Genomic DNA, 24,162 nt, shown 5'->3' with positions numbered 1-24,162 from the left:
ACTAAGGCGTTATTGAAGCGGAGGATGTTCATGACCATCGAGCTCGACCGGCCGTACTCTCCCGAGAGGCACCACAGCCATCGCGACGTGACCGGTGGCTGGCTGCGGCCGGCGGTGTTCGGGGCGATGGATGGGCTGGTGTCCAATTTCGCATTGATCGCCGGAGTCGTCGGGGCAGCGGGTGCGGGGCGTGGGGCGGTGCTCGCCGGGTGCGCGGGGTTGATCGCGGGCGCGTGCTCGATGGCGGCGGGCGAGTACACGTCCGTGAAGTCGCAGACGGAGCTGATGCGGGCCGAGATCGCCGTGGAGCGCCGGGAGCTGGCCCGCGACCCCGAAGGGGAACTGGCCGAGCTGACCGCGATCTACCGTGCGCGTGGCCTGGACGCCGACCTGGCGGCGCGGGTCGCGGCCGGGCTGTCGGCGGATCCCGAGCAGGCGTTGCGGGTGCATGTGCGGGAGGAGCTGGGCGTCGATCCCGACGATCTGCCCTCGCCGTACGTCGCGGCCGGGTCGTCGTTCTGCGCGTTCGCGGCCGGGGCGGTGGTGCCGCTGGCGCCGTTCCTGTTCGGGGCGTCGGGGCTGGCGGTGGCGCTGGTGCTGAGCCTGGTGGCGCTGTTCGTGTTCGGTGCGGCGGTGGCGCGGATGACGGCCCGCCCGTGGTGGCTGGGCGGCCTGCGCCAGCTCGCGCTGGGCGCCGGGGCCGCCGCCGTGACATTCGGCCTGGGCCACCTGCTGGGCGTCACCGTCTCATAGAACGGCCGCCCCATAGACCAGCCGTCCCAAAGAGCTATGGGCGGCTGGCGGCGGCCAGGTTGACGCCGAGGGCGATGAGGGCCGCGCCCGTCAGCCCGTCGACCGTCTTCCGTACCGCCGGCCTGGCGAAGACCTTGCGCAGCGCCCCCACGATGGTGGCCACCAGGAGGAACCACAGCACGGTCCCCGCCAGCGCGATGACCGACAGCGTGAGCGTGTCTCCCAGGGACGCGCCCTCGCTGACGAACTGCGGCACGAGCGCCACGAAGAACAGCGCCGCCTTGGGGTTGAGCGCGTTCGTCAGCAGTCCCTCGACGAAGGCCGCCCACGCGCTCCGCTTCCCCGGGTCCGGCGCCTCCAGTTCCAGCGCGCCGCCCTTGCGCAGGGCGGCGCGCCACGCCTTGACGCCCAGGAACAGCAGGTAGGTGGCCCCGACGACCTTGACCACGGTGAACGCCATCGCCGAGGCCGCCAGCAGCGCGGCGACGCCCGTCGCCGCGGCCACCACCCAGGCGAACACGCCGATCGAGATGCCCAGCGCCGCCGCCATGCCGTACAGGCGACCGGAGATCGCCGAGCGCCGTACCACGACGGCGAAATCGGGCCCTGGGGACATGGCCCCGAGCATCACCACACCGCCGAAAGCCAGCACTTGCGTCACAGAGCTCATGACGCTAACGCTACTAAAAACAGGCAAAAATCAGCGCTTGCGGCTTTTCTTGAGGATCGATCGGATGGTCAGCAGCAGCACGATGGCCACGATCTGGCCGCCGATGACGATGCGGTTGACGTCGACCGCCGGCTGCCAGCGGACGTCGCCGTCCTTCACCACGAACACCCCGGCGGGAGTGGCGCTGAGACCGAATCCGCCGCCGCTGCCTTCGCCGCCGGGCGCGGCGTCCGGATCCACGGAGGCTTCCTGCCTGCCCATGCCCCCGCCGCCGCCCTGGACGACCCGGGCGACGGGGATGACCGTGACGCCGTCCTGCTGGATCGGGTCGCCGAAGACCCGCTTGACGGTGGCGGAGTCCTTCGCGCGTTCGACTAATTCCATGATGTCCATCCCCACATGCTGGCCCTAGACCCGGCGCAACACCACCATCTCGCTGCGGTAGTCGGCGCCGGAGTGGAACCAGGTGGGCAGGGTGAGGCCGTGGTGCATCAGCGTGGCCCCGTACCAGGAGCCGCCGGGCCCCTCGTAGACGGCCGACGGGTCGAGCCCGGCCAGGCGGAGCCGCCGGGGCGGCTGCTTGTCCAGCGCGAAGGGGTTGTAGGCGAGCACGACCACCTGGTCGCCGAGCGTGTACTGGACGGCGGAGGCGCTCTCACCGGGCCGGCCGGCCAGCCGGTGCAGCGCGCCGTGCTGGATCACCGGGCGGACGGCCTTGTAGTCGGCGATGAGCTGCCTGGCCTCCTCGAGCTCCGCGGCGCTCCACCGGGTGAGGTCGCCGCCGATGCCGAGCGTGCCCGCCATGGCCACGTGGAAGCGGTAGCGCAGCGGCACCTCCCGGTGGGTGATCGGGTTGGGGCTGTCGGTCACCCAGCACGACATGGCGCCGGCGGGATAGAGGTAGGAGAAGCCCCGCTGGATCACCTGCCGGTCGCGGGCGTCGGTGTTGTCGGAGGTCCACACCTGGTCCGTACGGCGGAGCATGCCGAAGTCGGCCCGGCCGCCACCGCCCGAGCACGACTCGATGCGGAGCCCCGGATGGCGCCCGCGCAGCTCGTCCATGATCGTGTAGACGCCCCTGGTGTGCTCGATCCAGAGCAGGTCGCCGCCATCGGCCCAGCCTGCCTGGCTGAAGCTGCGGTTCATGTCCCATTTGAGGTAGGCCAGGCCGTACTCGCGGACGAGCTGGTCGAGCCAGCCGAGCGCCCACTCGCGCACGTCGTCGCGGGCGTAGTTGAGCACGAGCTGGTTGCGCATGGTGTCGCGGCGGCGTTCCGGGTAGTGCAGCACCCAGTCGGGGTTCTTCCGGTACAGGTCGCTGTCGGGGTTGACCATCTCGGGCTCGACCCAGAGCCCGGCGAGCAGGCCGAGGTCGCGTACACCCTGGAAGAGCGACCGCAGGCCGTCCGGAAAGCGCTCGGGGTTGGGCCACCAGTCGCCGAGCCCGCGCGTGTCGTCGGTGCGGGCGCCGAACCAGCCGTCGTCCACCACGAACAGCTCCACGCCGAGGTCGGCCGCCCGGCGGGCCAGGTCCAGCTGGCCGGCCTCGGTGACGTCGAACCCGGTGGCCTCCCACGAGTTGTACAGGACGGGCCGTTCCTCTTCGGGTCTGGGCAGGACGTGCTTGCGGGCGTAGTCGTGCCAGGCCCGGCTGGCCGCGCCGTAGCCGCCGGCGGTGTGCAGGCCGAGCGCGGAGGGGGTGCGCAGCGACTGGCCGGAACCGAGGGGCCAGGTCAGGCCCTCGTGGCCGAATCCGGCGCTGACCGCGACGTCGCCCTCGGGGCGGCGCTGCGTGGTGAGCCGCCAGGAGCCGCTCCAGGCGAGCGCGACTGTCCAGAGGTCGCCGGTGTCCTCGGTGGCGTCGCCGAGCATGATCCACGGGTTGGCCTTGTGCGAGGTGGTGCCGGTCCTGCTGCCGAATGTGGTCTCCCCCGCCGGCAGTTCGCCGCTCTGGAGCTGAGTCTCGCGGCCCCAGCCCCCGGCGGCGCTGGTGTAGCGGAAGCCCGCCTGTTCGGGGATCACCCAGCTGCCCGAGTCGAGCCGCCGCAGCCGCAGGGGCGCGGCCGACTCGTTGGTGACGTTCACCCAGCGCTCGATGACGTCGCAGTCGTCGAAGACCCGTACGTGCAGGCCCACCCGGAGGCCGTAGGCGTGGTCGCGCAGGACCACCTCCACCTCGTTCTCACCGAGGACGGCGTCCTCGAAGCCGAGCTCGACGGAGCGGACCCCGCCCTCGTAGACGGCCTGGAGCGAGGGCACGCCCCAGCGGCGGCCGCCGTCGACGGGCAGCATTTCCGTCGCGTCGTCGGGGTCGAGGAAGCCGGTGACGATCCAGCCGGGGGCGTGCTCGGCGACCTGGCCGAGGGCCCCGGCGGGTAACCGGGGCCCCCAGTACCACTGCACGACCCGAGTATCGCCGTCGGCTTCCTCGAACCCGAAGACATAGGAGGTATCGCGGGTGAGTGCAGCCCATGTGTGCGCGTGGGCGGGAACAGGGATGAGGGGCATGCCTGCGATCGTCGGACCTATCGGCCCCGCCGTCAATGCCACTCATCGCTGCCCGCCCGCGCGGGATCAGTCGAAGGTGGTCGAGATCTCGTGCCACCCGCCGGGCGCGATCTTCTCGGCCGCCTTGGGCCCCCAGGTGCCCTTCGCGTACGGCAGCGGCGGGTCCGGAAGGTCGAGGATCGGCTGGACGATCCGCCACGACTCGTCCACCAGGTCGAACCTGGCGAACCGCAGCGGATCGCCGCTTACCGCGTCGGCCAGGATCCGTTCGTAGGCGGCCTCCATCGGCCCGAGCACCTTGGTGAAGTCGACGCTCACCGGCACCTGCCGGGTGCGCTGCTTACCGGGCTCCTTGGCCAGCACGTCGAAGGTCACCCCGGCGTCGGGCTGCAGCCGGAACCTGATCAGGTTGGGATTCAGGTGCGGGTCGTGCGGGAACAGCGAGATCGGCGGCTTGCGCAGCTCCGCGACGATCTCCAGGTCGGTCATCGGCAGCGCCTTGCCGGCGCGGATGCAGAACGGCACCCCGGCCCATCGCCAGTTCTCGATGTAGGCGCGCAGCGCGACGAACGTCTCGGTGGTCGAACCCTTCTTGACGCCTTCGGTGTCGAGGTAGCCCTCGTACTGGCCGCAGACCACGTCGACGGGCTTGATGGCCTCGACGGCGCGCAGCACCCGCCACTTCTCGTCCAGCTGGGCGCGGGCGTCCTTGGACGGCGGCGGGTCCATGGCCAAGATGGCGAGGAGTTGCAGCAGGTGGTTCTGGACGACGTCGCGGATAGCGCCGTTGGCGTCGTAGAAGGCGCCCCGGTCGGCCACGTCGAAGTCCTCGGCCATGGTGATCTGCACGCTGCGGACGTAGTTGCGGTTCCAGAGGGGCTCGACCAGCATGTTGGCGAACCGGAACACCATGAGGTCCTCGACCGGCTCCTTGCCCAGGAAGTGGTCGACCCGGCGCAGGTGATCCTCGTCGAAGTACTTCAGCAGCTCGGCGTTGAGCCCCCGGGCCGAGTCCAGGTCGCTGCCGAACGGCTTCTCCACGACGAGCCTGGCGTCCCTGTTGAGGCCCTCCGCGGCCAGCCCCTCGGCCACGACCGAGAACAGCGCGGGCGGCACGGCCAGGTAGTGGACCAGGAAACCCTTGCCCTCCAGCTCCTCGCGGAGCCGGGTGTAGGTGCCGGAGTCGCGGTAGTCGCCCGCCACCAGCCGCAGGTTGCCCGCCAGCTTCTCGAACGCCGCGTCGCGCACGCCGCCGCAGGCCGCGCGGGCGTGCTCACGCAGCCCGTCGAGGTCCAGGTCGGTCTTGGCCACGCCGATGATCGGCAGATCGAGCTCGCCCTTGGCGGTGAGCTGGTAGAGGGCGGGCAGGACCATCTTGCGCGCGAGGTCGCCGGTGATGCCGAACAGGACGAGCGCGCCCGCGGCCTTGGTCGCCCCCACCTCAGACCCGCCTTCCGCGCAGCTCGCGGTAGCGCCGGACGAGCCCTTCGGTGGAGGCGTCCGGGAAGTCTGTCGGTGGCTCCTCCGAGGTGAGCGCGGGCGCCAGGTCGAGCGCCATCTTCTTGCCCAGCTCGACGCCCCACTGGTCGAAGGAGTCGATGCCCCAGATGGTGCCCTCGACGAACGTCGCGTGCTCGTACAGGGCCACGAGCTGGCCGAGCGTGGACGGGGTGAGCTTGGTGGCCAGGATCGTGGAGGTGGGCCGGTTGCCGGGCATCACCTTGTGCGGCACGATCTCGGGCGGCGTGCCCTCGCCGGCGATCTCCTCGGCCGTCTTGCCGAACGCCAGCGCGGACGTCTGCGCGAACAGGTTCGCGTTGAGCAGGTCGTGCATGCCCTCGCGGTCCTCGAACGGCTCGGCGAACCCGATGAAGTCGGCGGGCACCAGCCGGGTGCCCTGGTGCAGCAGCTGGTAGAAGGCGTGCTGGCCGTTGGTGCCCGGCTCGCCCCAGAAGATCTCGCCCGTGTCGGTCGTGACGGGCGTGCCGTCGGCGCGTACGGACTTGCCGTTGGACTCCATGGTGAGCTGCTGCAGGTAGGCGGGGAAGCGGTGCAGCCGCTGGCTGTAGGGCAGCACGGCCCGGGTCTGCGCGCCGAAGAAGTCGTTGTACCAGATGCCGAGCAGGCCGAGCAGCACCGGCATGTTGGCCTTGAACGGCGCGGTGCGGAAGTGCTGGTCCATGGCGCGGAACCCGGCCAGCATCTCGCGGAACCGCTCGGGCCCGATCGCGATCATCAGGGACAGGCCGATGGCGCCGTCATAGGAGTAGCGGCCGCCGACCCAGTCCCAGAAGCCGAACATGTTCGCGGTGTCGATGCCGAACGCGGCGACCTTCTCGGCGTTGGTCGAGACGGCCACGAAGTGCCGCGACACGGCGTCCTCACCGAGCGCGTCAACCAGCCATTGGCGGGCCACCTTGGCGTTGGTCAGCGTCTCCATCGTGGTGAACGTCTTGGAGCTGACCACGACCAGCGTGCTCGCCGGGTCCAGACCGGCCAGGTTGCCGGTGATGTCGGCCGGGTCGATGTTGGAGACGAACCTGGCCGCGATGCCGGCGTCTGCGTAGTCGCGCAGCGCCTCGTACGCCATGGCCGGGCCGAGGTCGGAGCCGCCGATGCCGATGTTGACCACGGTGGTGATCGGCTGCCCGGTGGCGCCCGTCCACTCGCGCGAGCGGACCCGGTCGGCGAAGGCGCTCATCTTGTCGAGCACGGCGTGCACGTCGGCGATGACGTCCTGGCCGTCGACCTCCAGCTTGGCCTCCCGGCTCATGCGCAGCGCGACGTGCAGGACGGCCCGGTCCTCGCTGACGTTGATGTGCTCGCCCCGGAACATCGCGGCGATCCGGTCGCGCAGCCCGGCCCGCTCGGCCAGCTGGACGAGCAGGTCGATCGTCTCGTCCGTGGCGCGGTGCTTGGCGTAGTCGAGGTAAAGATCACCGGCGGTCAGCGTCATCCGCTCGGCGCGGCCCGGATCCTCCGCGAACAGCTCGCGCAGCTGCTTGCCCGCCAGCTCCCCGTGGTGCTTGTCCAGTGCCGCCCACTCCTGGCTCTGGGTGATGTCGCCGCCCACTCGTCCTCCTCGTGCCGTCAAACGATCACACTAATCCCGTACCGGGCAAGATATCGCGCGGGTCTCCAGGTCAGTGGGATTCCCTGCCCACGGCGTCGCCGCTCGAACCTGTGAGGAAGTCGAGGTCCGCCCCCTTGTCGGCCTGCATGACGTGGTCGACGTACAGGCGCTCCCAGCCGCGGGGCGGGGCGGCGTGCCCGTTGACGACCGGCTCCCTGGCGGCCAGCTCGGCGTCGGGGATGTCGACGTAGAGCCGCCTGGCCGCGACGTCCAGCACGATGGGGTCGCCGGTCCGCACCCGCGCGAGCGGGCCGCCGGCCGCCGCCTCGGGCGCGGTGTGCAGCACGACCGTGCCGTACGCGGTGCCGCTCATCCGGGCGTCGCTGATGCGGACCATGTCGCGTACGCCCTTGGCCAGCAGTTTCGCGGGCAGCGGCAGGTTGCCCAGCTCGGGCATGCCGGGGTAGCCCTTGGGCCCGCAGCCGCGCAGCACCAGGACCGACGTCTCGTCGACGTCCAGGTCCGGCGAGTCGAGCCGGGCGTTGAGGTCCTCGACGCTGTCGAACACGACGGCCCGGCCCCGGTGGCTCAGCAGCTCGGGCGAGGCGGCGGCGGGCTTGATCACCGCGCCGTCCGGCGCGAGGTTGCCGCGCAGCACCGCGATCCCGGCCTCGGGCAGCAGCGGGTCGGCGCGCCGGCGGATGACGCTCTCGTCCCAGATCTCCGCGTCGGCGAGGTGTTCCACGAGCGGCCGGCCGCTGACGGTGACCGCCGCCGGGTCGAGCAGGTCCTCGACCTCCTTCAGTACGGCCGTCAGCCCGCCCGCCCTGAACAGGTCGTCCATCAGGTGCCGGCCAGCGGGCTGGAGGTCGACCAGCAGCGGCACTCCCCTGCCGGTCCGGTCGAAGTCGTCCAGCTCCAGCTCGACGCCGAGGCGCCCGGCGATGGCCAGCAGGTGGACGACGGCGTTGGTGGAGCCGCCGATCGCGGCCAGCGTCACGATCGCGTTGAGGAACGATCCCCTGGTCATCACCCGACTCGGCCGCAGTTCGCGCCGTACCAGCTCGACGGCGAGCCGGCCGCTCTCGTGGGAGCGTTCGAGCAGCCTGCTGTCGGGTGCGGGGGTACCCGCCGTGCCGGGCAGGGTCATGCCGAGGGCCTCGGCCATGCAGGCCATGGTCGAGGCGGTGCCCATCGTGTTGCAGTGGCCGCGGCTGCGGATCATGGACGACTCGGAGCGGAGGAACGCCTCGCGGGAGAGCGTCCCCGCGCGTACCTCCTCGCTCAGCCGCCACACGTCGGTGCCGCAGCCGAGCGGGACGCCGCGGAAGTGGCCGGTCAGCATCGGGCCGCCGGGCACCACCAGGGCGGGCAGGTCCACCGAGGCGGCGGCCATCAGCAGCGACGGGATGGTCTTGTCGCAGCCGCCGAGCAGCACCACGCCGTCGATCGGGTTGGCGCGCAGCATCTCCTCGGTGGCCATGGCGGCCAGGTTGCGCCAGAGCATCGCGGTCGGCCGGACGTTCGTCTCGCCGAGGGACACGACGGGCAGGTTGAGCGGGACGCCGCCGGCCGCCCACACGCCCTGCTTGACGCTGTCGGCCACCTCGTCGAGGTGGGAGTTGCACGGGGTGAGGTCGGAGGCGGTGTTGGCGATCGCGATGTGCGGCCGGTCCCCGTCGAACGCGGCCTCCGGCAGGCCGCGGCGCATCCAGGCGCGATGGATGTAGGAGTTGCGGTCTTGACCTGAGTACCAGCGGGAGCTGCGGAGCGGCATGCCCTCATCCTGACATCCCGCCATTTTGGGGATGAAACCGGCGGCCCGCACAGGGACACGGGCCGCCGGGGGGCGTGATCTCACTGGCCGCCTAAGCGTGAGATCACGGTCCAGGGTGGATACACCTGTTAGGCGTTCCATCCCGTTCCACGCCGTTCCACGTCACACCGGGTGATAGCTGCATCGCACCCCCATCTGTACGGCTGACCGCAGCCGCTCCGCGATGACCGGGTCCGCCTCGCCGATGCGCACCAGGGCCCGCCTGATGGCCTTGCCCACGGCGATCCTGGCCCGCTCCTCGCTGCCGGCGAACTGGCGCGCCCGCCCCGCCAGCCCGGTGGCGGCGGCCAGCTCGTCGATCAGCCAGTCGCGCTCGGCCCGCAGCGTGGCGGCCCGCTGCAGGTCGTGCATCGCCTCCAGCTCCTCGATCTCGGCCTGCAGCCCGGACAGCCGCCGCTTGTAGGTCTGCCTGGCCTGCTCGTCCAGTACCGGCTGGGCCGACTCGGCGGCCTCGCCGGCCGCCGCCCCCGCGGCCAGGTCCACGGCCGGGATCTCGCGACCGGGGTTGGCCAGCAGGGTCGCCAGGTGGGCCATGCCCACGATGTGGTCGACGAGCACGGTCCGGCCGGCCAGCTCGATCCGCCACTTGCGGCCCTGGCGCACGCAGACGACCTCGGCCGGGGCCGCCGGACCGTCGTCGGGCAGCGCCATACCCATCGACGCGGCCTCCTGCCGGGCCAGCGCCAGGACCCTGCGCGACTCCTCGGTCCCGTGCAGGGCCTGGCCGAGCCGCAGGCGGGAGAGCGCGACGGCGGGCCAGTGCCCCAAGGCGAGGTTGTCGTGCACGGCGGCCCGCAGGTAGGCGATCGCCTTGTCCGTCTCGCCGCAGGTCAGCATGGCCACGCCGAGAGAATGGCGGACCGAGCCGAGGCAGGTGACACCCAGGCTGACGACGACGGGCAGCCGCTCGAACGGGCGGAGCACGGCATGAACCTCGGCCGCCGTGTCCGCGTCGCCGAGCAGGTACGCCGCCTCCGCCGCGCCGTACATCGAGATGAGCCAGGTGCTGGAGTGGGGCAACGCCCCCAGGTCCCGGACGCGCAGCCGGGCCAGCGCCCCCTCCGCCAGCCGCCGGTCCCCCGCGGTGGCCGCCGACACCGCGAGCACCGCCCACAACGAGCTGTCCACCGCGCTGAGATCCGGCGAGTTGACCAGGTCCGCCAGCATGGGGACGAGCTCGGCGGTGCGTCCCTGGTACCAGCGGATGGCCGCGAGCTGGCCGGCGTACCAGCCCGCGCTGTCGATGTCACCCGCCGCCGCGCCCCGGTCGGCGCAGGCTCCGGCCATCGCCTCAGCCTCCGCCAGCCGGCCGCTCCTGATGCCGAGCATGACCTCCATCGCGTCCACGACGAACCCGACCGCCAGGTGGTCCTCCCTGGACAGCAGGCCGCGCAGCTCCACCAGCGCCCGCTCGGCGTGGGGGTCGGCGTCCAGCACCAGGTCGACGGTCCGCCAGAGCAGCCCCATCAGCAGGTCGCCGCGGCGCCCGGTCCGCGGCGCCTGCTCGATCAGCTCCTCGGCCAGCGCCAGGCGCAGGGCGCCGTGCTCGGGTCCCAGAACGCAGTGGTGGGCCAGGCTCAGCGCCTCGGCCAGCGCGACGGGGTCACCGGCCTGCCTGGCCTCTTCGACCATGGCCAGGATCGCCTCGTGCCCTCCACCGCGGTAGTCGTCCTCCCCGGCCAGGCGTACCCGCAGCCGTAACCCCAGTGAGGAGCGCGGTTCGACCAGCGCCAGAGCCTGGCGCTGGCGCGCGCGCACCGCGGCCGCCTCGGCGGCCGTGCGGTGCTCGTGCACCCACAACCCACCCAGCCCGAGCGCCGCCCGCGCCATCCCGTCCGCGTCGCCGTGCCGTTCTGCCTCCCGATGTGCGGTCTCGAACCAGCGCCGCGCCGCCCGCAGGCTGCCTTCCCCATACAGTGCGTGCTCTCCCGACAGCAACGACATCTCTATGTCGTCGTGTACGGCCAATCCCCGCGATCCACCCACCGGCGTCCTCCGCACCCCGTTTTTGGCAGTGCGCGTTCGCGCGTACTGCCAGTGACTGCGGCCCCCCACCGATATGACGGATGTTAACCGAATGCGGTTCAGCTAGGTCGGATCAAAGTGCATCAAATTGGATCAGGATGACCGCTGCCTAAGGTTGAGCTGCGTTTCTGGAGGAATCAGCAGAGACATGGAGCGAATCGATGCGTACTGGCGCGCGGCGAACTATCTGTCGGTGGGCCAGATCTATCTACTGGACAATCCACTACTAAAGACGCCATTGACCCCAGAGCACATCAAACCTCGCCTGCTAGGTCATTGGGGCACCACACCGGGACTGAACTTCTGCTTCGCCCACCTCAACCGGGTGATCCGCGAACGCGACCAGGACATGATCTACATCGCCGGGCCCGGCCACGGCGGTCCCGGGACGGTGGCGCACGCCTGGCTGGAGGGCACCTACTCCGAGCGCTATCCGGACGTCTCCCAGGACGCGGCCGGGATGCAGCGGCTGTTCCGGCAGTTCTCCTTCCCCGGCGGCATCCCGAGCCACGCCGCGCCGGAGACACCCGGCTCCATCCACGAGGGCGGCGAGCTGGGCTACTCCCTCGCGCACGCCTACGGCGCCGCCTTCGACAACCCCGAACTGGTCGTGGCCTGCGTCATCGGCGACGGCGAGGCCGAGACCGGGCCGCTGGCCGGGAGCTGGCATTCCAACAAGTTCCTCGACCCGGCCCATGACGGCGTGGTGCTGCCGATCCTCCACCTGAACGGCTACAAGATCGCCAACCCGACCGTCCTGGCCAGGATCCCGGAGAACGACCTGCTCAAGCTCATGGAGGGGTACGGCTACCGGCCGCATATCGTCGGCCCCGACCACCAGGAGATGGCCGACACCCTCGACACCGTCTTCGACCAGATCGCCGAGTACAAACAGCGCCGTTCCGACCGGCTCCCCATGATCATCCTGCGCACGCCGAAGGGCTGGACCGGGCCCCGCGTCGTGGACGGGCTGCCGGTGGAGGGCACCTGGCGGGCCCATCAGGTGCCGCTGGCCAAGGTACGGGAGAACCCCGAGCACCTGGCGATGCTGGAGGAGTGGCTGCGCTCCTACCGGCCCGAGGAGTTGTTCGACGACGACGGCCGGCCGGTGGCCTCGATCCGGGAGACGGTGCCGCCGGGCGACCGCAGGATGAGCGCCAACCCGCACACCAACGGCGGCGAACTGCTCCAGCCCCTGCGACTGCCCGACTTCCGCGAGCACGCCGTCGAGGTCAAGACGCCCGCCACCCAGTCCAGCGAGCCGACCCGGGTGCTCGGCGCCCTGCTGCGCGACGTGATCGCCGCCAACCCGCGCGCCTTCCGGCTGATGGGCCCCGACGAGACCGACTCCAACCGGCTCTCGGCCGTGTTCGAGGTCACCGGCCGGGCCTGGAACGCCCGCCTCGAATCCACCGACGTGAACCTGGCCCCCGGCGGCCGGGTGATGGAGGTGCTGAGCGAGCACCTGTGCCAGGGCTGGCTGGAGGGCTACCTGCTGACCGGGCGGCACGGGCTGTTCAACTGCTACGAGGCGTTCATCCACATCATCGACGCCATGTTCAACCAGCACGCCAAGTGGCTGGAGTCCTCCCAGAAGATCCCCTGGCGGCGGCCGGTCGCCTCGCTCACGTACCTGCTGTCCTCGCACGTCTGGCGGCAGGACCACAACGGCTTCTCCCACCAGGATCCGGGCTTCCTGGACGTCGTGGTCAACAAGAAGGCCAGCGTGGTGCGCGTCTACCTGCCGCCCGACGCCAACACCCTGCTGTCGGTCGGCGACCACTGCCTGCGCTCGCGCGACTACGTCAACGTCATCGTGGCCGGCAAGCAGCCGATCCTCGACCTGTTCACCATGGACCAGGCCATCGCCCACTGCACCCGCGGCCTGGGCATCCTGCCGTGGGCCTCCACCGACGAGGGAGGCGACCCCGACGTGGTGCTGGCCTGCGCCGGCGACATCCCCACCCTGGAAACCCTGGCCGCCACCGCGCTGCTCCGCGAGCACCTGCCCGAACTACGCGTCCGCGTCATCAACGTGGTCGACCTGATGCGCCTGCAACCACCCTCAGAACACCCGCACGGCCTGCCGGACAACGAGTACGACGCCCTGTTCACCACCGACAAGCCGGTCATCTTCAACTTCCACGGCTATCCCGCGCTCATCCACCGCCTCACCTACCGCCGCCACGGCCACGCCCACATGCACGTCCGCGGCTACAAGGAGGAAGGCACCACCACCACACCCTTCGATATGGTCATGCTCAACGACATCGACCGCTATCACCTGGTCATGGATGTCATCGACCGCACCCCGGGCCTCGGTTCCTCCCAGGCTCACCTGCGTCAGCGGATGACCGACGCCCGCCTGCGCGCCCGCGCCCACACCCGTGAGCACGGCGAGGACGCGCCCGAGATCCGAGAGTGGACATGGCCGGACAGATTCTCGTCCTGAACACCGGCTCCTCCTCCATCAAGTACGAACTGGTGGACGTGGAGTCGCGCGAGCGGCCGGCCAGGGGGCTGGTGGAGCGGATCGGCGACAAGGAGGGGCGGTTGACCCACCACGCCGGGGACGACCCGCCGTACGAGCGGAAGGAGCGGTTCGGCGACCACGCGGCGGGGCTGGCCGCCATGCTGGCCGCCTTCGACGAGGCGGGGCCCGCGCTGAAACCGGTGGCGGTGGGGCATCGGGTGGTGCACGGCGGGACCCGCTTCCAGGAGGCGGTGCTGGTGGACGACGACGTGATCAGCGCCATCGGGAACCTCTCGGCGCTCGCACCCCTGCACAACCCGGTGAACCTCACCGGCATCCGGGTGGCCCGCGAAGCCTTTCCCGGCGTGCCGCAGGTGGCCGTGTTCGACACCGCCTTCCATCGGACGCTGCCGCCCGAGGCGTACACCTACGCCGTGCCCCGCGACTGGCACGACCGGCTGGGCGTGCGGCGCTACGGCTTCCACGGCACGTCCTGCGCGTACGTGTCGGCGCGGGCGGCCGAGCTGCTGGACCGCGATCCGGCGCGGACGAACCTGATCGTGCTGCACCTCGGCAACGGCGCGAGCGCGACCGCGATCGAGGGCGGCCGCAGCGTCGACACCTCCATGGGGCTCACGCCGCTGGAGGGGCTGGTCATGGGCACCCGTTCAGGGGACGTGGACCCGGCGCTGACCGGCTACCTGGCCCGCGCGGGCGGCATGGACATCGTGCGGACGGAGAAGGAGCTGTCGTACCGCAGCGGCCTGCTCGCGCTCGCCGGCACCGGCGACATGCGGGAGGTACGGCGACGGGCCCGTGAAGGCGACGAGCGGGCGCGGCTGGGGCTGGACATCTACGGCCGCCGGATCAAGAAGTACGTCGGGGCCTACTACGCGCTGCTCGGCCGGGTGGACGCGATCGTCTTCACGGGCGGCGTCGGCGAGCACGACCCGGCCACCCGGGCCGCCGCGCTGACCGGGCTGGACCGCCTCGGCATCGCCCTCGACCCCACGCGCAACGAGGCCGACGAGACGGGCGAGCGGCGGGTGTCCACGCCGGAGTCGGAGGTGGCCGTGCTGGTCGTGCCCACCGACGAGGAATGGGAGATCGCCCGTCAGACACTCGCGCTGATCCGCGTGTGACCGGCTGCGCGGAGCGTATCCTCTGACCTCGACCGGTCCCAGAGGTAGGGCCAGCCCTACCCCGAAGACGGGTGACAGCAGGACTTCGCGATCACGGTTATCCCGAAATGCTGATGGTGAACGATCGGGAATCGAGTCTGGAGCATCGGAGAATCTGTGACTGACGTGAGCACTACTCGCGCCGCCACGGCCTCGGCATCGGCACCGGCATCGGAAGAGAGGGGGAGCGACTTCGCCCGCCTGTCACGCCGGGTGGCCCAGGCAGGCCTCATGGAACGGCGACCCGTCTACTACGCCACGCGGATCAGCGTGGTGACGGGCCTCTTCGCGGCGGGCTGGCTGGCGTTCGCCCTGGTCGGCGACTCGTGGTGGCAGATTCTGGTCGCGGTGTTCCAGGCGGCGACGTTCGGCCAGGTGGCCCTGCTCGCCCACGACCTGGCCCACGGGCAGGTGTTCCCGTCCCGGCGCACCAGCGCGATCGCGGGCCTGCTCGTCGGCAACCTCGGCATCGGGCTCAGCTACGGGTGGTGGCAGGACAAGCACACGCGCCACCACGCCAACCCCAACCACGAGGACCACGACCCCGACGTCGCGCCCGACGTCCTGCTCTGGTCGGTCAAGCAGGCCGAGGCCAGCCGGGGACTGCCCAGACTCATCGGCCGCTATCAGGCGTTCCTGTTCTTCCCGCTGCTGACGCTGGAGGGCCTCAACCTGCACATCTCCAGCGTCCGGGCGCTGCGCCGCGACTCTCTCAAGAACCGGATGGCCGAAGGGCTGCTGCTGCTCGCGCACTTCGTCATCTACCTGGGTGGCGTGTTCGCGGTCCTGCCGGTGGGCAAGGCCGTGGTCTTCCTGCTGGTGCACCAGGCGTTCTTCGGCGTCTACCTGGGGTGCACGTTCGCCCCCAACCACAAGGGCATGCCGGTCCTCACCGCCGAGGACGAGCTGGACTTCCTGCGCCGCCAGGTGCTCACCTCCCGGAACGTACGCGGCGGACACGTGATCAACACGGCGCTGGGCGGCCTCAACTACCAGATCGAGCACCACCTGTTCCCCGGCATGCCGACCCCCAACCTGCGCAAGGTGCAACCGCTGGTGCGGGAGCACTGTGAGTCGCTGGGAGTGGCTTACGTGGAGTGCGGGCTGCTGGCCTCCTGGGGCCAGGCGATGAAGCACCTCCACGAGGTGGGCGCGCCGCTGCGCGCCCGCCGGTAGGACTCGACGCGAGCGGTGTGCCGGGTGACGCGGTGACGCGGGTCCTGGAGGCCAGGGAGATCGCGCGGCGGTGGGTGGCCGAGGTGGGCTCCGGGCTGCCCGGGTTCGGCGGGGCGTTCCTGACCGGCTCGGCGTTGTGGTCGCCGGCGGACGCGGTCCTGGCCACCAGCTCCGATGTGGACGTGATGGTGGTGCTGGACGTCCCGGAGCCGCCCATCAAGCCCGGCAAGCTGCGCTACGACGGCGTTTTGCTGGAAATTTCGTATATGTCGGGCGAGCGGTTGGCGTCGGCGGAGGACGTCCTGGGCGACTACCACCTGGCGGGCAGCTTCCACCTGCCCGGGGTGCTGGCCGATCCGGGCGGGCGGCTGACCGCGCTGCACGAGGTGGTGGCCCGCGAGTTCGCCGACCGGCGGCGGGTGCTGCGGCGGTGCGGCGCGGCGATGGACGTGGTGCGCCGCGGGATCGCCGGTATGGACGAGGCGGCGGCGCCGGTCGACCAGGTGATGTCGTGGCTGTTCGGCACCGGGGTCACGACTCATGTGCTGCTCGTCGCCGGGCTGCGCAACCCCACCGTCCGCCGCCGTTATGAGGCCGTACGGGAGCTGCTGGCCGGACACGGGATGCTGGACCGGCACGAGGCGCTGCTGGAGCTGCTCGGCTGCGATGGGCTGGGGGCGGCGCGGGTGGCCGGGCATCTGGAGGTGCTGGAGCGGGTGTTCGACGCGGCCAAGGACGTCCAGGCGGCGTCATACCCGTTCTCGTCGGACATCAGCGAGGCGGCCCGGCCGCTGTCGATCGACGGCAGCCGGGAGCTCATCGCGGGCGGCCTGCACCGGGAGGCGGTGTTCTGGCTGGTGGCGACATACGCGCGGTGCCTGAAGAAGCTGTCACTGGCCGGGGCGCCCACCGGGCCCTACGAGGAGGGGTTCCGCGCTTTGCTGGCGGACCTCGACGCCGAGACGTTCGCGGACCGGCGGCGGCGCGGGCAGCGCGTACTGGACGCGCTACCCGACCTGTGGCACACCGCCGAAACCCTCGCCCCCGTCTGACGCTTTGCCCGGCTGACGTTTTTGTCCGGCTGAGCCCTCAGCGGCGCACTCGCGGCCGGCCGGGCGGCGGCGCCTGGGTCCTCGCTCACCGCTCGCTCGTGTCCGGCCGCGCCGCACCTGACCCCGTACCGGCCCGCTCGCGTCAGAGGCCGTACTCCTCCAGGAGGCGCAGCCAGATCTCGCTGACCGTGGGGAAGGACGGGACGGCGTGCCAGAGCCGGTCGAGCGGCACCTCGCCGGTGACCGCGATGGTCGCCGCGTGCAGCAGCTCGGCCACCCCGGACCCGGCGAACGTGACGCCCAGCAGCACCCGCCGCTCCTCGTCCACGACCGCCTTGGCCCGGCCGCGATAGCCGTCGCCGAGGAGGTAGGCCCCCGTGACGTTGCCCAGATCGTATTCGACCACCCGCACCGCGAATCCGGCCTTGCGGGCGGCCGCCTCGGTGCGGCCGGCCGCGCAGATCTGCGGGTCGGTGAACACCACCTGCGGCGCCCCGAACTCGTCCGCGATGTCGCGCATCGCGGGGAGCGTGTCGTTGCCCCCGTTGGCGCGCGCCGCGATGACGTCGCCGCAGACCCGCGCCTGGTACTTGCCCATGTGCGTGAGCAGCGCGCGGCCGTTGACGTCGCCGATCGCGTACAGCCAGCCGCCCTCGACGTCCGTCGCCCGCATGCTGTCGTCCACCTCGACCGAACGGCCCCCGGCCAGGCCGACCGTCTCGAGCCCCAGCCCGGCCGTGGCGGGCACCCGGCCGGTGGCCACCAGCAGCTCGTCGGCCTCCAGCGGCGGACCGTCGGACAGGTGCACGGTCACCTTGCCGCCGGGCTCCGGCCGCTCGACGCGTACGACGTCCGTGTGGGTCCGCACGTCGATCCCGGCGTCGGCGAACGACTCGGCCAGCAACTCGCCGGCGAACGGCTCCATCTTGGCCAGCAGCGACCCGCCGCGTACGAGGACCGTGGTCTGCCGCGCGCCGAGCCCGTGCATGGCCTGTGCCATCTCACAGGCGACCACTCCGCCACCGATCACGGCCAGCCGCTCCGGCACCGCCTGGGCGGCCGTGACCTCGTGACTCGTCCAGGGCTTCGCCTCGGCCAGCCCCGGCACCGGCGGGACCAGCGCGGTGCTCCCGGTGGCCAGCACGACGGCGTGCCGCGCGGTCAGCACGCGTTCGGTGGTCCCCTGTCCGTCTCGCGTGGTCACCAGCACTCGCTTGACCCCATCGAGCCGCCCCCGGCCCCGGACGAACTCGATGGGCACGTTCTTGATCCACTCGACCTGCCCCGAGTCGTTGTAGTGCGACACGGCCTCGTCGCGCCGGGCGAGCACCTTGCTCACCTCGAGCGGACCGAGCGACATACCGGGCACTCGCCCCACCTCGGCCGCCAGGTCTATCGGGCGCAGCAGCGCCTTGCTCGGGATGCAGGCCCAGTAGGAGCATTCGCCACCGGCCAGGCGGTCCTCCACGATGGCGGCGGTCAGACCACCGCGCACGGCTCTGGCCGCGGCGTTCTCGCCGGTGGGGCCGGCGCCGATCACTATGACGTCGAACTCGTCGGTCATGCCTACCTCTCCCGTAACGCTCGCCCCGCGACTGCGGCTCTCACCAGCAGTCTCCCACCGGTCCTTTCGCCCTTCGCCAAGGGGAGGCACTGACGGGCAGGTTTCGCCTGGCTGTTCGGGCCGGGCACGCTTGGAGACGGCCGGTAATTTGGCGGACCGGTAGTTGGGGCCGCCGGTCCTGCGTGGGCGCCGGGCGCGCTGGGTCAGTTCTGTCCCGGCACCGGCTTGCTCGGCCGGTTCCGCTCGGGTACCGGTCCGGGCGGCCAGTGGTCCTCGGGCGTCGTACCGAGAGGGTCGGCGATGACGAGCATCTCGTTGCCGCCGAAGTCGCCGACCACCTGGAATCCGGCCTGCGCCAGGATCGTGCGCAGGGCGAGCTGTACGGCGGTGCGGATGGTCTCGTACTTCACCATGTCGGCCTTGGCGAGATCGGGAGATGCCTCCCACGAGACGACCACACCGCGACCGGGCTCGCGCCGGAGGCTGAGACCGCCTTCACCCGACGACCCGGACGGCCCATTCGACCTGGGCGGCTTCGGGGGCTCCACGGTGAACCCCGCGTTGGTTAACTCTTGGCGGATGAGATGTTCCAGGTCGGCGGGGTCGTACCGTGCGGGGTTCACCTCATCCTGCTGCCCCAAGACCGCCCTCTCATGCGGGTATCCCGTCGTGTGGCGGATCACCTCAGCGCGGACAGGCCCCACAGTTCGGCGATGCGTCCGTCTCGCACCCGGAAGATCTCCAGCATCGTCGGCGGCTGCTCGACGACATCGGCCGGGAGCCCGTGCAGGGTCGTGCGGACGGCGACCTTGTCCCCGTCGATGAGCATGTCCTCGACGATCACCCGAATATCGGGGAACCTCTCGTGAAACCGCGTCCACGAGCGGACGACGCTCTCGGCTCCAGTCGTGCCCAACGGGTGGCTGACGAAATCCGGAGTGAAGATCGTCTCGGCGGCCCCGAAGTCATGGGCGTTGAACGCCTCGTACATGCGCTGCCCGACAGCTCGCACGTCATCGGTCATCTGTCTGCTCTTTCCTGGGTTATCACGGGTTCCTGGGGATATAACGGGCCATCAGCCGACTGGGTCGATGCGTGCCATATTGGCGCGCAGGCGCTCCAGAGCGCGCAGCACGATCTCCCGCTCTTGCGTGCTGATCCCGTCGAGCAGCCGCACCTGGTATGCCTGGTGAGACCGCTCAAGATCGGCGGCCACTCGTTCGCCGGTGGATGTCAGGCTGGCCAGGGTGTAGCGGTTGTCCGCCGGATCGATGCGACGGCTGACCAGTCCCTCGGCCTCGAACTCCTTGATCAGCCGGGTGACGCTCGCCCCGTCGAGGGACAGGCCCTGACGCAGGTCGCTGTGGCTGGTCTCCCCGTTCCTCCACAGCCGCATCAGCAGCTGCAGTCTGGATGAGCTCATCCCCACATGCCGCGCGAACGCCTGACGCGTCTCACCGCAGGCACCGCCCAACTCGCGGAAGAACCTGTCTTCGGGAGTCTCCACACGCGATCTCTCTGCTGTCGGCGCCCCCATCCCCGCTGGAAGAGCGATCACCTCTACTCTTTCTATCAACAACTCTTGATTCAATCAAGAGTATGCGTCGTCAAGAGGCCACCGAAACGGCGTGGCGCACGGACATGGGATCCGCGGCCAGCGCGAGCAGGCAGTGGGCCGTGTCGGCGCGGGTCGTACTGAGGCCGCCCTTGATGTTGGTGTCCCACGCCGTGCGGTACCGGCCCGTCAGCCCGCGGTCGGTGAGGCGGCTCGGCCGCACGATGGTCCAGTCGAGGTTCGTCGCGCGCAGCCGCCGCTCGGCCTCCCGGAGGTCGGCGTAGGAGTGCTTCAAGAGCCGTTGCACGATGAGCGGCTTGAGCACGTAGCGGGTGAACACGCCGTCGCCCGCGTCGGCCACCAGGCCGCTGGCGCTGGTCATGAGCAGGCGCCGCGTACGGCCGCGGGCCATGGCCGTGGCGATGGCGCTGATGCTGTCGGAGCACACCGTGGTGGGCCCCCGGCCGCCGGGACCCATCGCGGACAGTACGGCGTCGCGGTCCCTGACGGCGGGCGCGATGGCGTCCGGGTCCATCAGGTCGGCCTGGACGATGTCGAGGCCGGACGGCAGGTCGGCGGGCAGCCGCCGGGGATCGCGGACCACCGCGGTCACCTCATGCCCGGCGGCGAGCGCCTGGCGAAGCAGTTCGATTCCCGTACCTCCGGTAGCTCCGAAGATCGTCAGTTCCATGGGGCCTCCTCAGCTCCCGCCCATAGTGAGTGAACGCCCACTCACCGGTCAAGTCGGAGAGGCTGCCGGTCGTCAGGATGCGCACGGCGCTCGCGCCAGCCGATGAAGCTCTTGGGCGAGGTCCGGCCGCGGCGGGCGCCGATCAGGACTACCGTGCTCGACCGCCTGGAATGCGGCGGTCGAGCAGGCCCCGACATCATGGCCAAGACCGGGCGCGCACTCGCCACATGGGGCCTATACCAGGAGTACGGGTTCACCAACGCCGACGGCACACAACCGCACTTCGCCGCATACCGGACCGTAGGTTTGGAAGCCGAATACGACACCGACTCGTCGGCGGCCACCGCCCACTCGCGCCGGTGGAAGCGAGGCAGCGCACAGCCAATGCCGGACCGTCCACCACCTCAATGTCGAGAGCGGACATTGTCCGGCTGTCTGCTCGGCCGGCAACCTGGCGAGCAGTCGTGCGACCGCACCGCTCGCGCTGTGCAGAATCCACGCCTCACGATGGCAAACCGCATCTAGGCCACCTGCGCAGGTGGCTTCTACGTTCAGAGCATGCTCCTCAAACGCCTCGCCGCCACAGCCGGCGCCGCCCTGCTGGTCGTGGCCCTGATCGCCGCCCCTGCCCACGCGGACGGATCACACGAGTGCTTTTCCGGCGCCCGGACTTCGAACGGCGACTCCTACAAGTTGAGCGGCTGGACGTGCAGCGGCTCCGGCTACTACCAGGTCACCGTCCTCATCAGGTTCGGTGACGCCAAGGGCACCTACTCCTGCCCCAGCGTCTTCTCGTGGAACGGGGATCTGTCCGGGGACAACTGCCGCTTAACCTAAGCGACATTCCCTGTCAGGCCGGCCCCACCACCCGGTGTCGCACACGGCGAGGGTGGCGTTGATCAGGATGCGGATCCCTCACGCAGGTCGTCGCGGTTGGTGAACAGCCCGTGGGTGCGGCGCAGCGCCGCGTCGGTGACAGTGCACGAGGCAGTCCCTGAGGCACGGGCGAGAATCCTCAGGATGCATCCCGGGAGCGCGTCAAGCGCGGACGTCGAAGCCCAGCGCGGTGGCCACGACGGTCGCCTGGAAGGAGTCGATGATCGCCTTCTTCAGCGTGACCGTCGACGGGTCCAGGTCGGACAGGTCGCTGCCCCGCAGATCGCAGCCCGTCAGGTCCGCCCCGCTGAGCCAAGCCCCGGAAAGATCGCTCCGTAACACCTCGGCCTTCTCCAGCCGGGCGCCCGACAGGTCGGCCTCGCGCAGCCGCACCCCATGAAAGGCGCTCCCCCGCAGGTCGGCGCCGGGCAGGCCGGTGAACGACCAGTCGCCGCCCTCGACCTTCAGCAGCCCGTAGGAGCAGCCGTCGAACATGCTGCCCGTCAGCTTGCATCCCTTGAACGTCGTGTCGAAGAACGAGCACCGCGAGAACGTGCAGTTGAGGAACATCGCGTCCTCGTGCACGGACACGTTGAAACGGACGCTGCTGAACGTGCACTCCTCGAAGACGCACCCGGTGTTGGTCAGCTCCGTCATGTCCACGTCGACGAACAGCACCTGATGGTAGGTCTCCTGGGTCAGCTCGCGACCGTCCCAGTCGGCCGAGCGGACCGTCGTGGTGGTCGGGGGCGTTGACCGGCCGTGCTTGCGGCCGGCCGTCATCCGGCGGCCTCCGTCGGCTCGACGACGACCACGGGCGACTCCACACGTCTCTGGGCCGGCCCGACGAGAAGTCGCCGCCGACCTACCTCGGCCTGCTCGGCCATCCAGCCCATCGGACCGTCTGCGCGGGTGTCCACGTAAGCCCTCCTTCCGCGTCCCCGCGAGCCTCCCACGCGCCACCGACAGAATCCGCCGCACCGGGCCCGCGCAGCAAGACACCGCCGACCCGCGTAGCAAGACACCGCTGGCCCGGGGGTTTCTTCGCGCCCGATCCGCCGTTGGTGTCGGTCGTGATGTGCCAGCATGAGTCGGTGACCGAGCCATTGCCACGGCCTCGCGAGGTCAGCCTTCTGGAAGTCGGCCGGCTCCGCCTGATCGAGGACGCCGCGCCGCGGGTGCCGCCTGCTGAGCGGGTGGCCATGGATCGCCTGTGGGAGGAGGCGGTCCAGGCCAACCCCTGTCTCTTCGATGGGCCGGTGGTAGCGTGCGCGGGGCTGGATCGGGATGGGCCGCACAGCTTGGTTCTCACCTGGGCGAGGACGACCTACCGGCACCGCGCTCTGGGGCGGGTTCCGGGGGCCACCTCGTGGCTGCCGTCTCTTTTCGTCACTGTCGCGCAACCGGCAACTGATGACGGGAGCCTGCTGGTGGGGCGGATGTCGGCGTCGACGGCCACTCCTGGTCGCTGGCAGCTACCTGGTGGAGCGGTCGAACCGCCCGCCGAGGGTGAGAGCCTCGATACGGCCGCCCTCCGCCGGCACGCCGCTCGGGAACTGGCCGAGGAGACCGGCCTCGGCACAGCGCCGAGCGAGCTGTCCCTGTGGCTGGTCACACGCGGCGAGAACGGGAGCGTGGGCGTGGTGTTCCTGGCCCCGCACCGGCCGGCGTCGCTGCTGCGCGAGCGGTTCGCCGCTCTGACGTCCGCCGAGACGGCACAGGGACGCGATCCGGAACTGGAGCAGATCGCCTTCGTCCGCTCCCCGACCGAGGTGGCCGGACTCAAGGGCGCTTGCGTGGACTACCTAGGGCCGCTCATCCGCCACTACGTCAACTCGGGCTCCTAGAAGCGGACGAACCGGGAGGCCACGGGCCGTTGCCGGCGCATTCCGCCTGAGTCCGGGCCGCGCCCAAGCTCAGGTGAAGTTGACGTCGCTGCAGAAGTAGTACGTCTGATCCATGTGCGAAGCCTTCCAGATCGTGTAGATGACGTGGCGGCCGGTGCGTCCGGCCGAGGTCAGGTTATTGATCATGTACGTCTGGCTGGGCGCGTACTTGGCGGTCTCGCGGACCAGTTCCAGGTGGTTCCAGCCCAGGGCGGTGGTCGTGGCGTTGTAGCCCTGGCGGGTGATGTAGACCCTGATGTAGTCGGCGCCATGGCTGGCCTGATCGTTCAGGCGGATGTTGAAGGTGCTGCCGAGGTTCGTCATGGTCCAGGCGCCTGGTGTGTCCATGGACCGGTAGCGGCCGCCTTGGGTCTGGCCCGCGCTGCACAGTTGGCCGTTGGGGATGACCGCCTGGTGGTTGCCGCCGACGTTGTCGCGGTAGAGCCCGTTCCAGTTCCACATGGCGTTCGTGTTGTCCTGCCATGCCTGCCAGCACATGGGGTCTCGCTGCTGCATGGTGGGGTTCTGGAAGTCGCTGCCCCAGCGCAGCCAGCAACCGTAGTTGCGGGATGCCGGGTCGACCACGGATCCATGCGCTGACGCGGTGCCGGCCAGCGGGAGGGCGTAGAGCGTCGCCGCGAACAGCAGCAGAGCCAGGGCGCGGAGCACCCAGCGCGGTGTACGGGTGTAGGGCATGGTGCGGTCTCCGTGTTCCGGTGGGGGTCTCGGTTATTGGGAGCGCTCCTGCATGGCGGCGACGGTAGATGACTGCATAAGTGAAGACAATGACAGGCGAGAGTCAACATGCTCGCCGCCGCATGCGGGCCGCCGTCGATTCGGGG

Annotated in this window: 22 protein-coding genes; 7 read left to right on the top strand and 15 right to left on the bottom strand. The window is 70.5% G+C overall.

Annotated elements, in window-relative coordinates; genetic code table 11:
- Window positions 1-30: 30 nt before the first annotated feature.
- Complete coding sequence (locus ACGFJ2_RS55915) at window positions 31-753, top strand: VIT1/CCC1 transporter family protein (RefSeq protein ID WP_393483066.1); 723 nt, start codon at window positions 31-33, stop codon at window positions 751-753.
- A 34-nt stretch (window positions 754-787) separates the two neighbouring features.
- Here the strand turns inward: ACGFJ2_RS55915 and ACGFJ2_RS55910 are convergent, their stop codons facing one another.
- The 7 genes from ACGFJ2_RS55910 to ACGFJ2_RS55880 all read right to left on the bottom strand — a co-directional run bounded on the left by ACGFJ2_RS55910 (window position 788) and on the right by ACGFJ2_RS55880 (window position 10,827).
- Window positions 788-1,423, bottom strand: a complete 636-nt coding sequence (locus tag ACGFJ2_RS55910) for a LysE family translocator (protein ID WP_393483063.1) — start codon at window positions 1,421-1,423, stop codon at window positions 788-790.
- A 30-nt stretch (window positions 1,424-1,453) separates the two neighbouring features.
- Complete coding sequence (locus ACGFJ2_RS55905; RefSeq protein WP_357957179.1) at window positions 1,454-1,807, bottom strand: spore germination protein GerW family protein; 354 nt, start codon at window positions 1,805-1,807, stop codon at window positions 1,454-1,456.
- Window positions 1,808-1,831: 24 nt separating this feature from the next.
- Window positions 1,832-3,931, bottom strand: coding sequence for an alpha-galactosidase (locus ACGFJ2_RS55900; RefSeq protein WP_393483060.1), 2,100 nt, complete (start codon window positions 3,929-3,931; stop codon window positions 1,832-1,834).
- Window positions 3,932-3,997: 66 nt separating this feature from the next.
- Window positions 3,998-5,371 (bottom strand): glucose-6-phosphate dehydrogenase, encoded by a 1,374-nt coding sequence (gene zwf, locus ACGFJ2_RS55895; protein ID WP_393483057.1) that lies wholly within the window; start codon window positions 5,369-5,371, stop codon window positions 3,998-4,000.
- A gap of 1 nt (window position 5,372) precedes the next feature.
- The gene (pgi, locus tag ACGFJ2_RS55890) at window positions 5,373-7,004 is read right to left on the bottom strand and encodes a glucose-6-phosphate isomerase (protein ID WP_393483054.1); all 1,632 of its coding nucleotides are present in this window, start codon (window positions 7,002-7,004) and stop codon (window positions 5,373-5,375) included.
- 70 nt (window positions 7,005-7,074) lie between these two features.
- The gene (locus ACGFJ2_RS55885; protein ID WP_357957187.1) at window positions 7,075-8,781 is read right to left on the bottom strand and encodes an IlvD/Edd family dehydratase; all 1,707 of its coding nucleotides are present in this window, start codon (window positions 8,779-8,781) and stop codon (window positions 7,075-7,077) included.
- A 162-nt stretch (window positions 8,782-8,943) separates the two neighbouring features.
- Complete coding sequence (locus tag ACGFJ2_RS55880; RefSeq protein ID WP_358182316.1) at window positions 8,944-10,827, bottom strand: hypothetical protein; 1,884 nt, start codon at window positions 10,825-10,827, stop codon at window positions 8,944-8,946.
- Window positions 10,828-11,014: 187 nt separating this feature from the next.
- On the opposite strand from ACGFJ2_RS55880, the gene ACGFJ2_RS55875 reads away from it, so the two are divergent.
- The 4 genes from ACGFJ2_RS55875 to ACGFJ2_RS55860 all read left to right on the top strand — a co-directional run bounded on the left by ACGFJ2_RS55875 (window position 11,015) and on the right by ACGFJ2_RS55860 (window position 16,748).
- Complete coding sequence (locus ACGFJ2_RS55875; RefSeq protein ID WP_393483050.1) at window positions 11,015-13,318, top strand: phosphoketolase; 2,304 nt, start codon at window positions 11,015-11,017, stop codon at window positions 13,316-13,318.
- Window positions 13,294-14,481, top strand: coding sequence for an acetate/propionate family kinase (locus ACGFJ2_RS55870; protein WP_393483047.1), 1,188 nt, complete (start codon window positions 13,294-13,296; stop codon window positions 14,479-14,481). Before ACGFJ2_RS55875 ends, ACGFJ2_RS55870 begins: the two co-directional genes overlap by 25 nt.
- 270 nt (window positions 14,482-14,751) lie before the next feature.
- Window positions 14,752-15,696, top strand: coding sequence for an acyl-CoA desaturase (locus tag ACGFJ2_RS55865; RefSeq protein ID WP_357957194.1), 945 nt, complete (start codon window positions 14,752-14,754; stop codon window positions 15,694-15,696).
- 32 nt (window positions 15,697-15,728) lie between these two features.
- Window positions 15,729-16,748, top strand: a complete 1,020-nt coding sequence (locus ACGFJ2_RS55860; RefSeq protein ID WP_357957196.1) for a hypothetical protein — start codon at window positions 15,729-15,731, stop codon at window positions 16,746-16,748.
- Between the two features lie 142 nt (window positions 16,749-16,890).
- Here ACGFJ2_RS55860 and ACGFJ2_RS55855 read toward each other — a convergent pair whose 3' ends face one another.
- The 5 genes from ACGFJ2_RS55855 to ACGFJ2_RS55835 form a co-directional block, all read right to left on the bottom strand.
- A complete protein-coding gene (locus ACGFJ2_RS55855) occupies window positions 16,891-18,312 on the bottom strand; it encodes an NAD(P)/FAD-dependent oxidoreductase (RefSeq protein WP_358182307.1) in 1,422 nt (473 codons plus the stop codon).
- Between the two features lie 203 nt (window positions 18,313-18,515).
- Window positions 18,516-18,935: a hypothetical protein gene (locus ACGFJ2_RS55850; protein ID WP_358182304.1), complete on the bottom strand. Its 420-nt coding sequence runs from the start codon at window positions 18,933-18,935 to the stop codon at window positions 18,516-18,518.
- A 56-nt stretch (window positions 18,936-18,991) separates the two neighbouring features.
- Window positions 18,992-19,336 (bottom strand): nuclear transport factor 2 family protein, encoded by a 345-nt coding sequence (locus tag ACGFJ2_RS55845; RefSeq protein WP_357957201.1) that lies wholly within the window; start codon window positions 19,334-19,336, stop codon window positions 18,992-18,994.
- 51 nt (window positions 19,337-19,387) lie between these two features.
- The gene (locus tag ACGFJ2_RS55840) at window positions 19,388-19,819 is read right to left on the bottom strand and encodes a MarR family winged helix-turn-helix transcriptional regulator (RefSeq protein ID WP_358182301.1); all 432 of its coding nucleotides are present in this window, start codon (window positions 19,817-19,819) and stop codon (window positions 19,388-19,390) included.
- 100 nt (window positions 19,820-19,919) lie between these two features.
- Window positions 19,920-20,558 carry an NAD(P)-dependent oxidoreductase gene (locus tag ACGFJ2_RS55835; protein WP_393483041.1) on the bottom strand — a complete coding sequence of 213 codons (639 nt, stop codon included), beginning with the start codon at window positions 20,556-20,558 and terminating at the stop codon, window positions 19,920-19,922.
- Window positions 20,559-21,116: 558 nt separating this feature from the next.
- On the opposite strand from ACGFJ2_RS55835, the gene ACGFJ2_RS55830 reads away from it, so the two are divergent.
- Window positions 21,117-21,395, top strand: coding sequence for a hypothetical protein (locus ACGFJ2_RS55830; protein WP_358182298.1), 279 nt, complete (start codon window positions 21,117-21,119; stop codon window positions 21,393-21,395).
- A gap of 201 nt (window positions 21,396-21,596) precedes the next feature.
- Here ACGFJ2_RS55830 and ACGFJ2_RS55825 read toward each other — a convergent pair whose 3' ends face one another.
- Together ACGFJ2_RS55825 and ACGFJ2_RS55820 are read right to left on the bottom strand one after the other, a co-directional pair.
- Window positions 21,597-22,217, bottom strand: coding sequence for a pentapeptide repeat-containing protein (locus ACGFJ2_RS55825; protein ID WP_393483038.1), 621 nt, complete (start codon window positions 22,215-22,217; stop codon window positions 21,597-21,599).
- Window positions 22,214-22,354: a hypothetical protein gene (locus ACGFJ2_RS55820; protein WP_357957212.1), complete on the bottom strand. Its 141-nt coding sequence runs from the start codon at window positions 22,352-22,354 to the stop codon at window positions 22,214-22,216. The genes ACGFJ2_RS55825 and ACGFJ2_RS55820 overlap by 4 nt, the downstream gene beginning before the upstream one ends.
- A gap of 174 nt (window positions 22,355-22,528) precedes the next feature.
- On the opposite strand from ACGFJ2_RS55820, the gene ACGFJ2_RS55815 reads away from it, so the two are divergent.
- A complete protein-coding gene (locus ACGFJ2_RS55815; protein WP_393483035.1) occupies window positions 22,529-23,281 on the top strand; it encodes an NUDIX hydrolase in 753 nt (250 codons plus the stop codon).
- Between the two features lie 69 nt (window positions 23,282-23,350).
- Here the strand turns inward: ACGFJ2_RS55815 and ACGFJ2_RS55810 are convergent, their stop codons facing one another.
- The gene (locus ACGFJ2_RS55810) at window positions 23,351-24,016 is read right to left on the bottom strand and encodes a lytic polysaccharide monooxygenase (protein WP_393483032.1); all 666 of its coding nucleotides are present in this window, start codon (window positions 24,014-24,016) and stop codon (window positions 23,351-23,353) included.
- Window positions 24,017-24,162: the final 146 nt, after the last annotated feature.

Origin of the sequence: Nonomuraea sp. NPDC049028 (assembly GCF_043197735.1) — a bacterium.
GTDB lineage: Bacteria > Actinomycetota > Actinomycetes > Streptosporangiales > Streptosporangiaceae > Nonomuraea.
Note: the sequence above shows the minus strand (reverse complement) of the source record. Positions and strands in the feature narration are given on the sequence as shown.

Coding starts and splice junctions, on each gene's coding strand:
- ACGFJ2_RS55915 (WP_393483066.1), top strand. CDS start 31: ATGACCATCGAGCTCGACCGGCCGTACTCTCCCGAGAGGCACCACAGC.
- ACGFJ2_RS55910 (WP_393483063.1), bottom strand. CDS start 1,423: ATGAGCTCTGTGACGCAAGTGCTGGCTTTCGGCGGTGTGGTGATGCTC.
- ACGFJ2_RS55905 (WP_357957179.1), bottom strand. CDS start 1,807: ATGGAATTAGTCGAACGCGCGAAGGACTCCGCCACCGTCAAGCGGGTC.
- ACGFJ2_RS55900 (WP_393483060.1), bottom strand. CDS start 3,931: ATGCCCCTCATCCCTGTTCCCGCCCACGCGCACACATGGGCTGCACTC.
- ACGFJ2_RS55885 (WP_357957187.1), bottom strand. CDS start 8,781: ATGCCGCTCCGCAGCTCCCGCTGGTACTCAGGTCAAGACCGCAACTCC.
- ACGFJ2_RS55875 (WP_393483050.1), top strand. CDS start 11,015: ATGGAGCGAATCGATGCGTACTGGCGCGCGGCGAACTATCTGTCGGTG.
- ACGFJ2_RS55870 (WP_393483047.1), top strand. CDS start 13,294: ATGGCCGGACAGATTCTCGTCCTGAACACCGGCTCCTCCTCCATCAAG.
- ACGFJ2_RS55865 (WP_357957194.1), top strand. CDS start 14,752: ATGGAACGGCGACCCGTCTACTACGCCACGCGGATCAGCGTGGTGACG.
- ACGFJ2_RS55855 (WP_358182307.1), bottom strand. CDS start 18,312: ATGACCGACGAGTTCGACGTCATAGTGATCGGCGCCGGCCCCACCGGC.
- ACGFJ2_RS55845 (WP_357957201.1), bottom strand. CDS start 19,336: ATGACCGATGACGTGCGAGCTGTCGGGCAGCGCATGTACGAGGCGTTC.
- ACGFJ2_RS55835 (WP_393483041.1), bottom strand. CDS start 20,558: ATGGAACTGACGATCTTCGGAGCTACCGGAGGTACGGGAATCGAACTG.
- ACGFJ2_RS55830 (WP_358182298.1), top strand. CDS start 21,117: ATGCTCCTCAAACGCCTCGCCGCCACAGCCGGCGCCGCCCTGCTGGTC.
- ACGFJ2_RS55825 (WP_393483038.1), bottom strand. CDS start 22,217: ATGACGGCCGGCCGCAAGCACGGCCGGTCAACGCCCCCGACCACCACG.
- ACGFJ2_RS55810 (WP_393483032.1), bottom strand. CDS start 24,016: ATGCCCTACACCCGTACACCGCGCTGGGTGCTCCGCGCCCTGGCTCTG.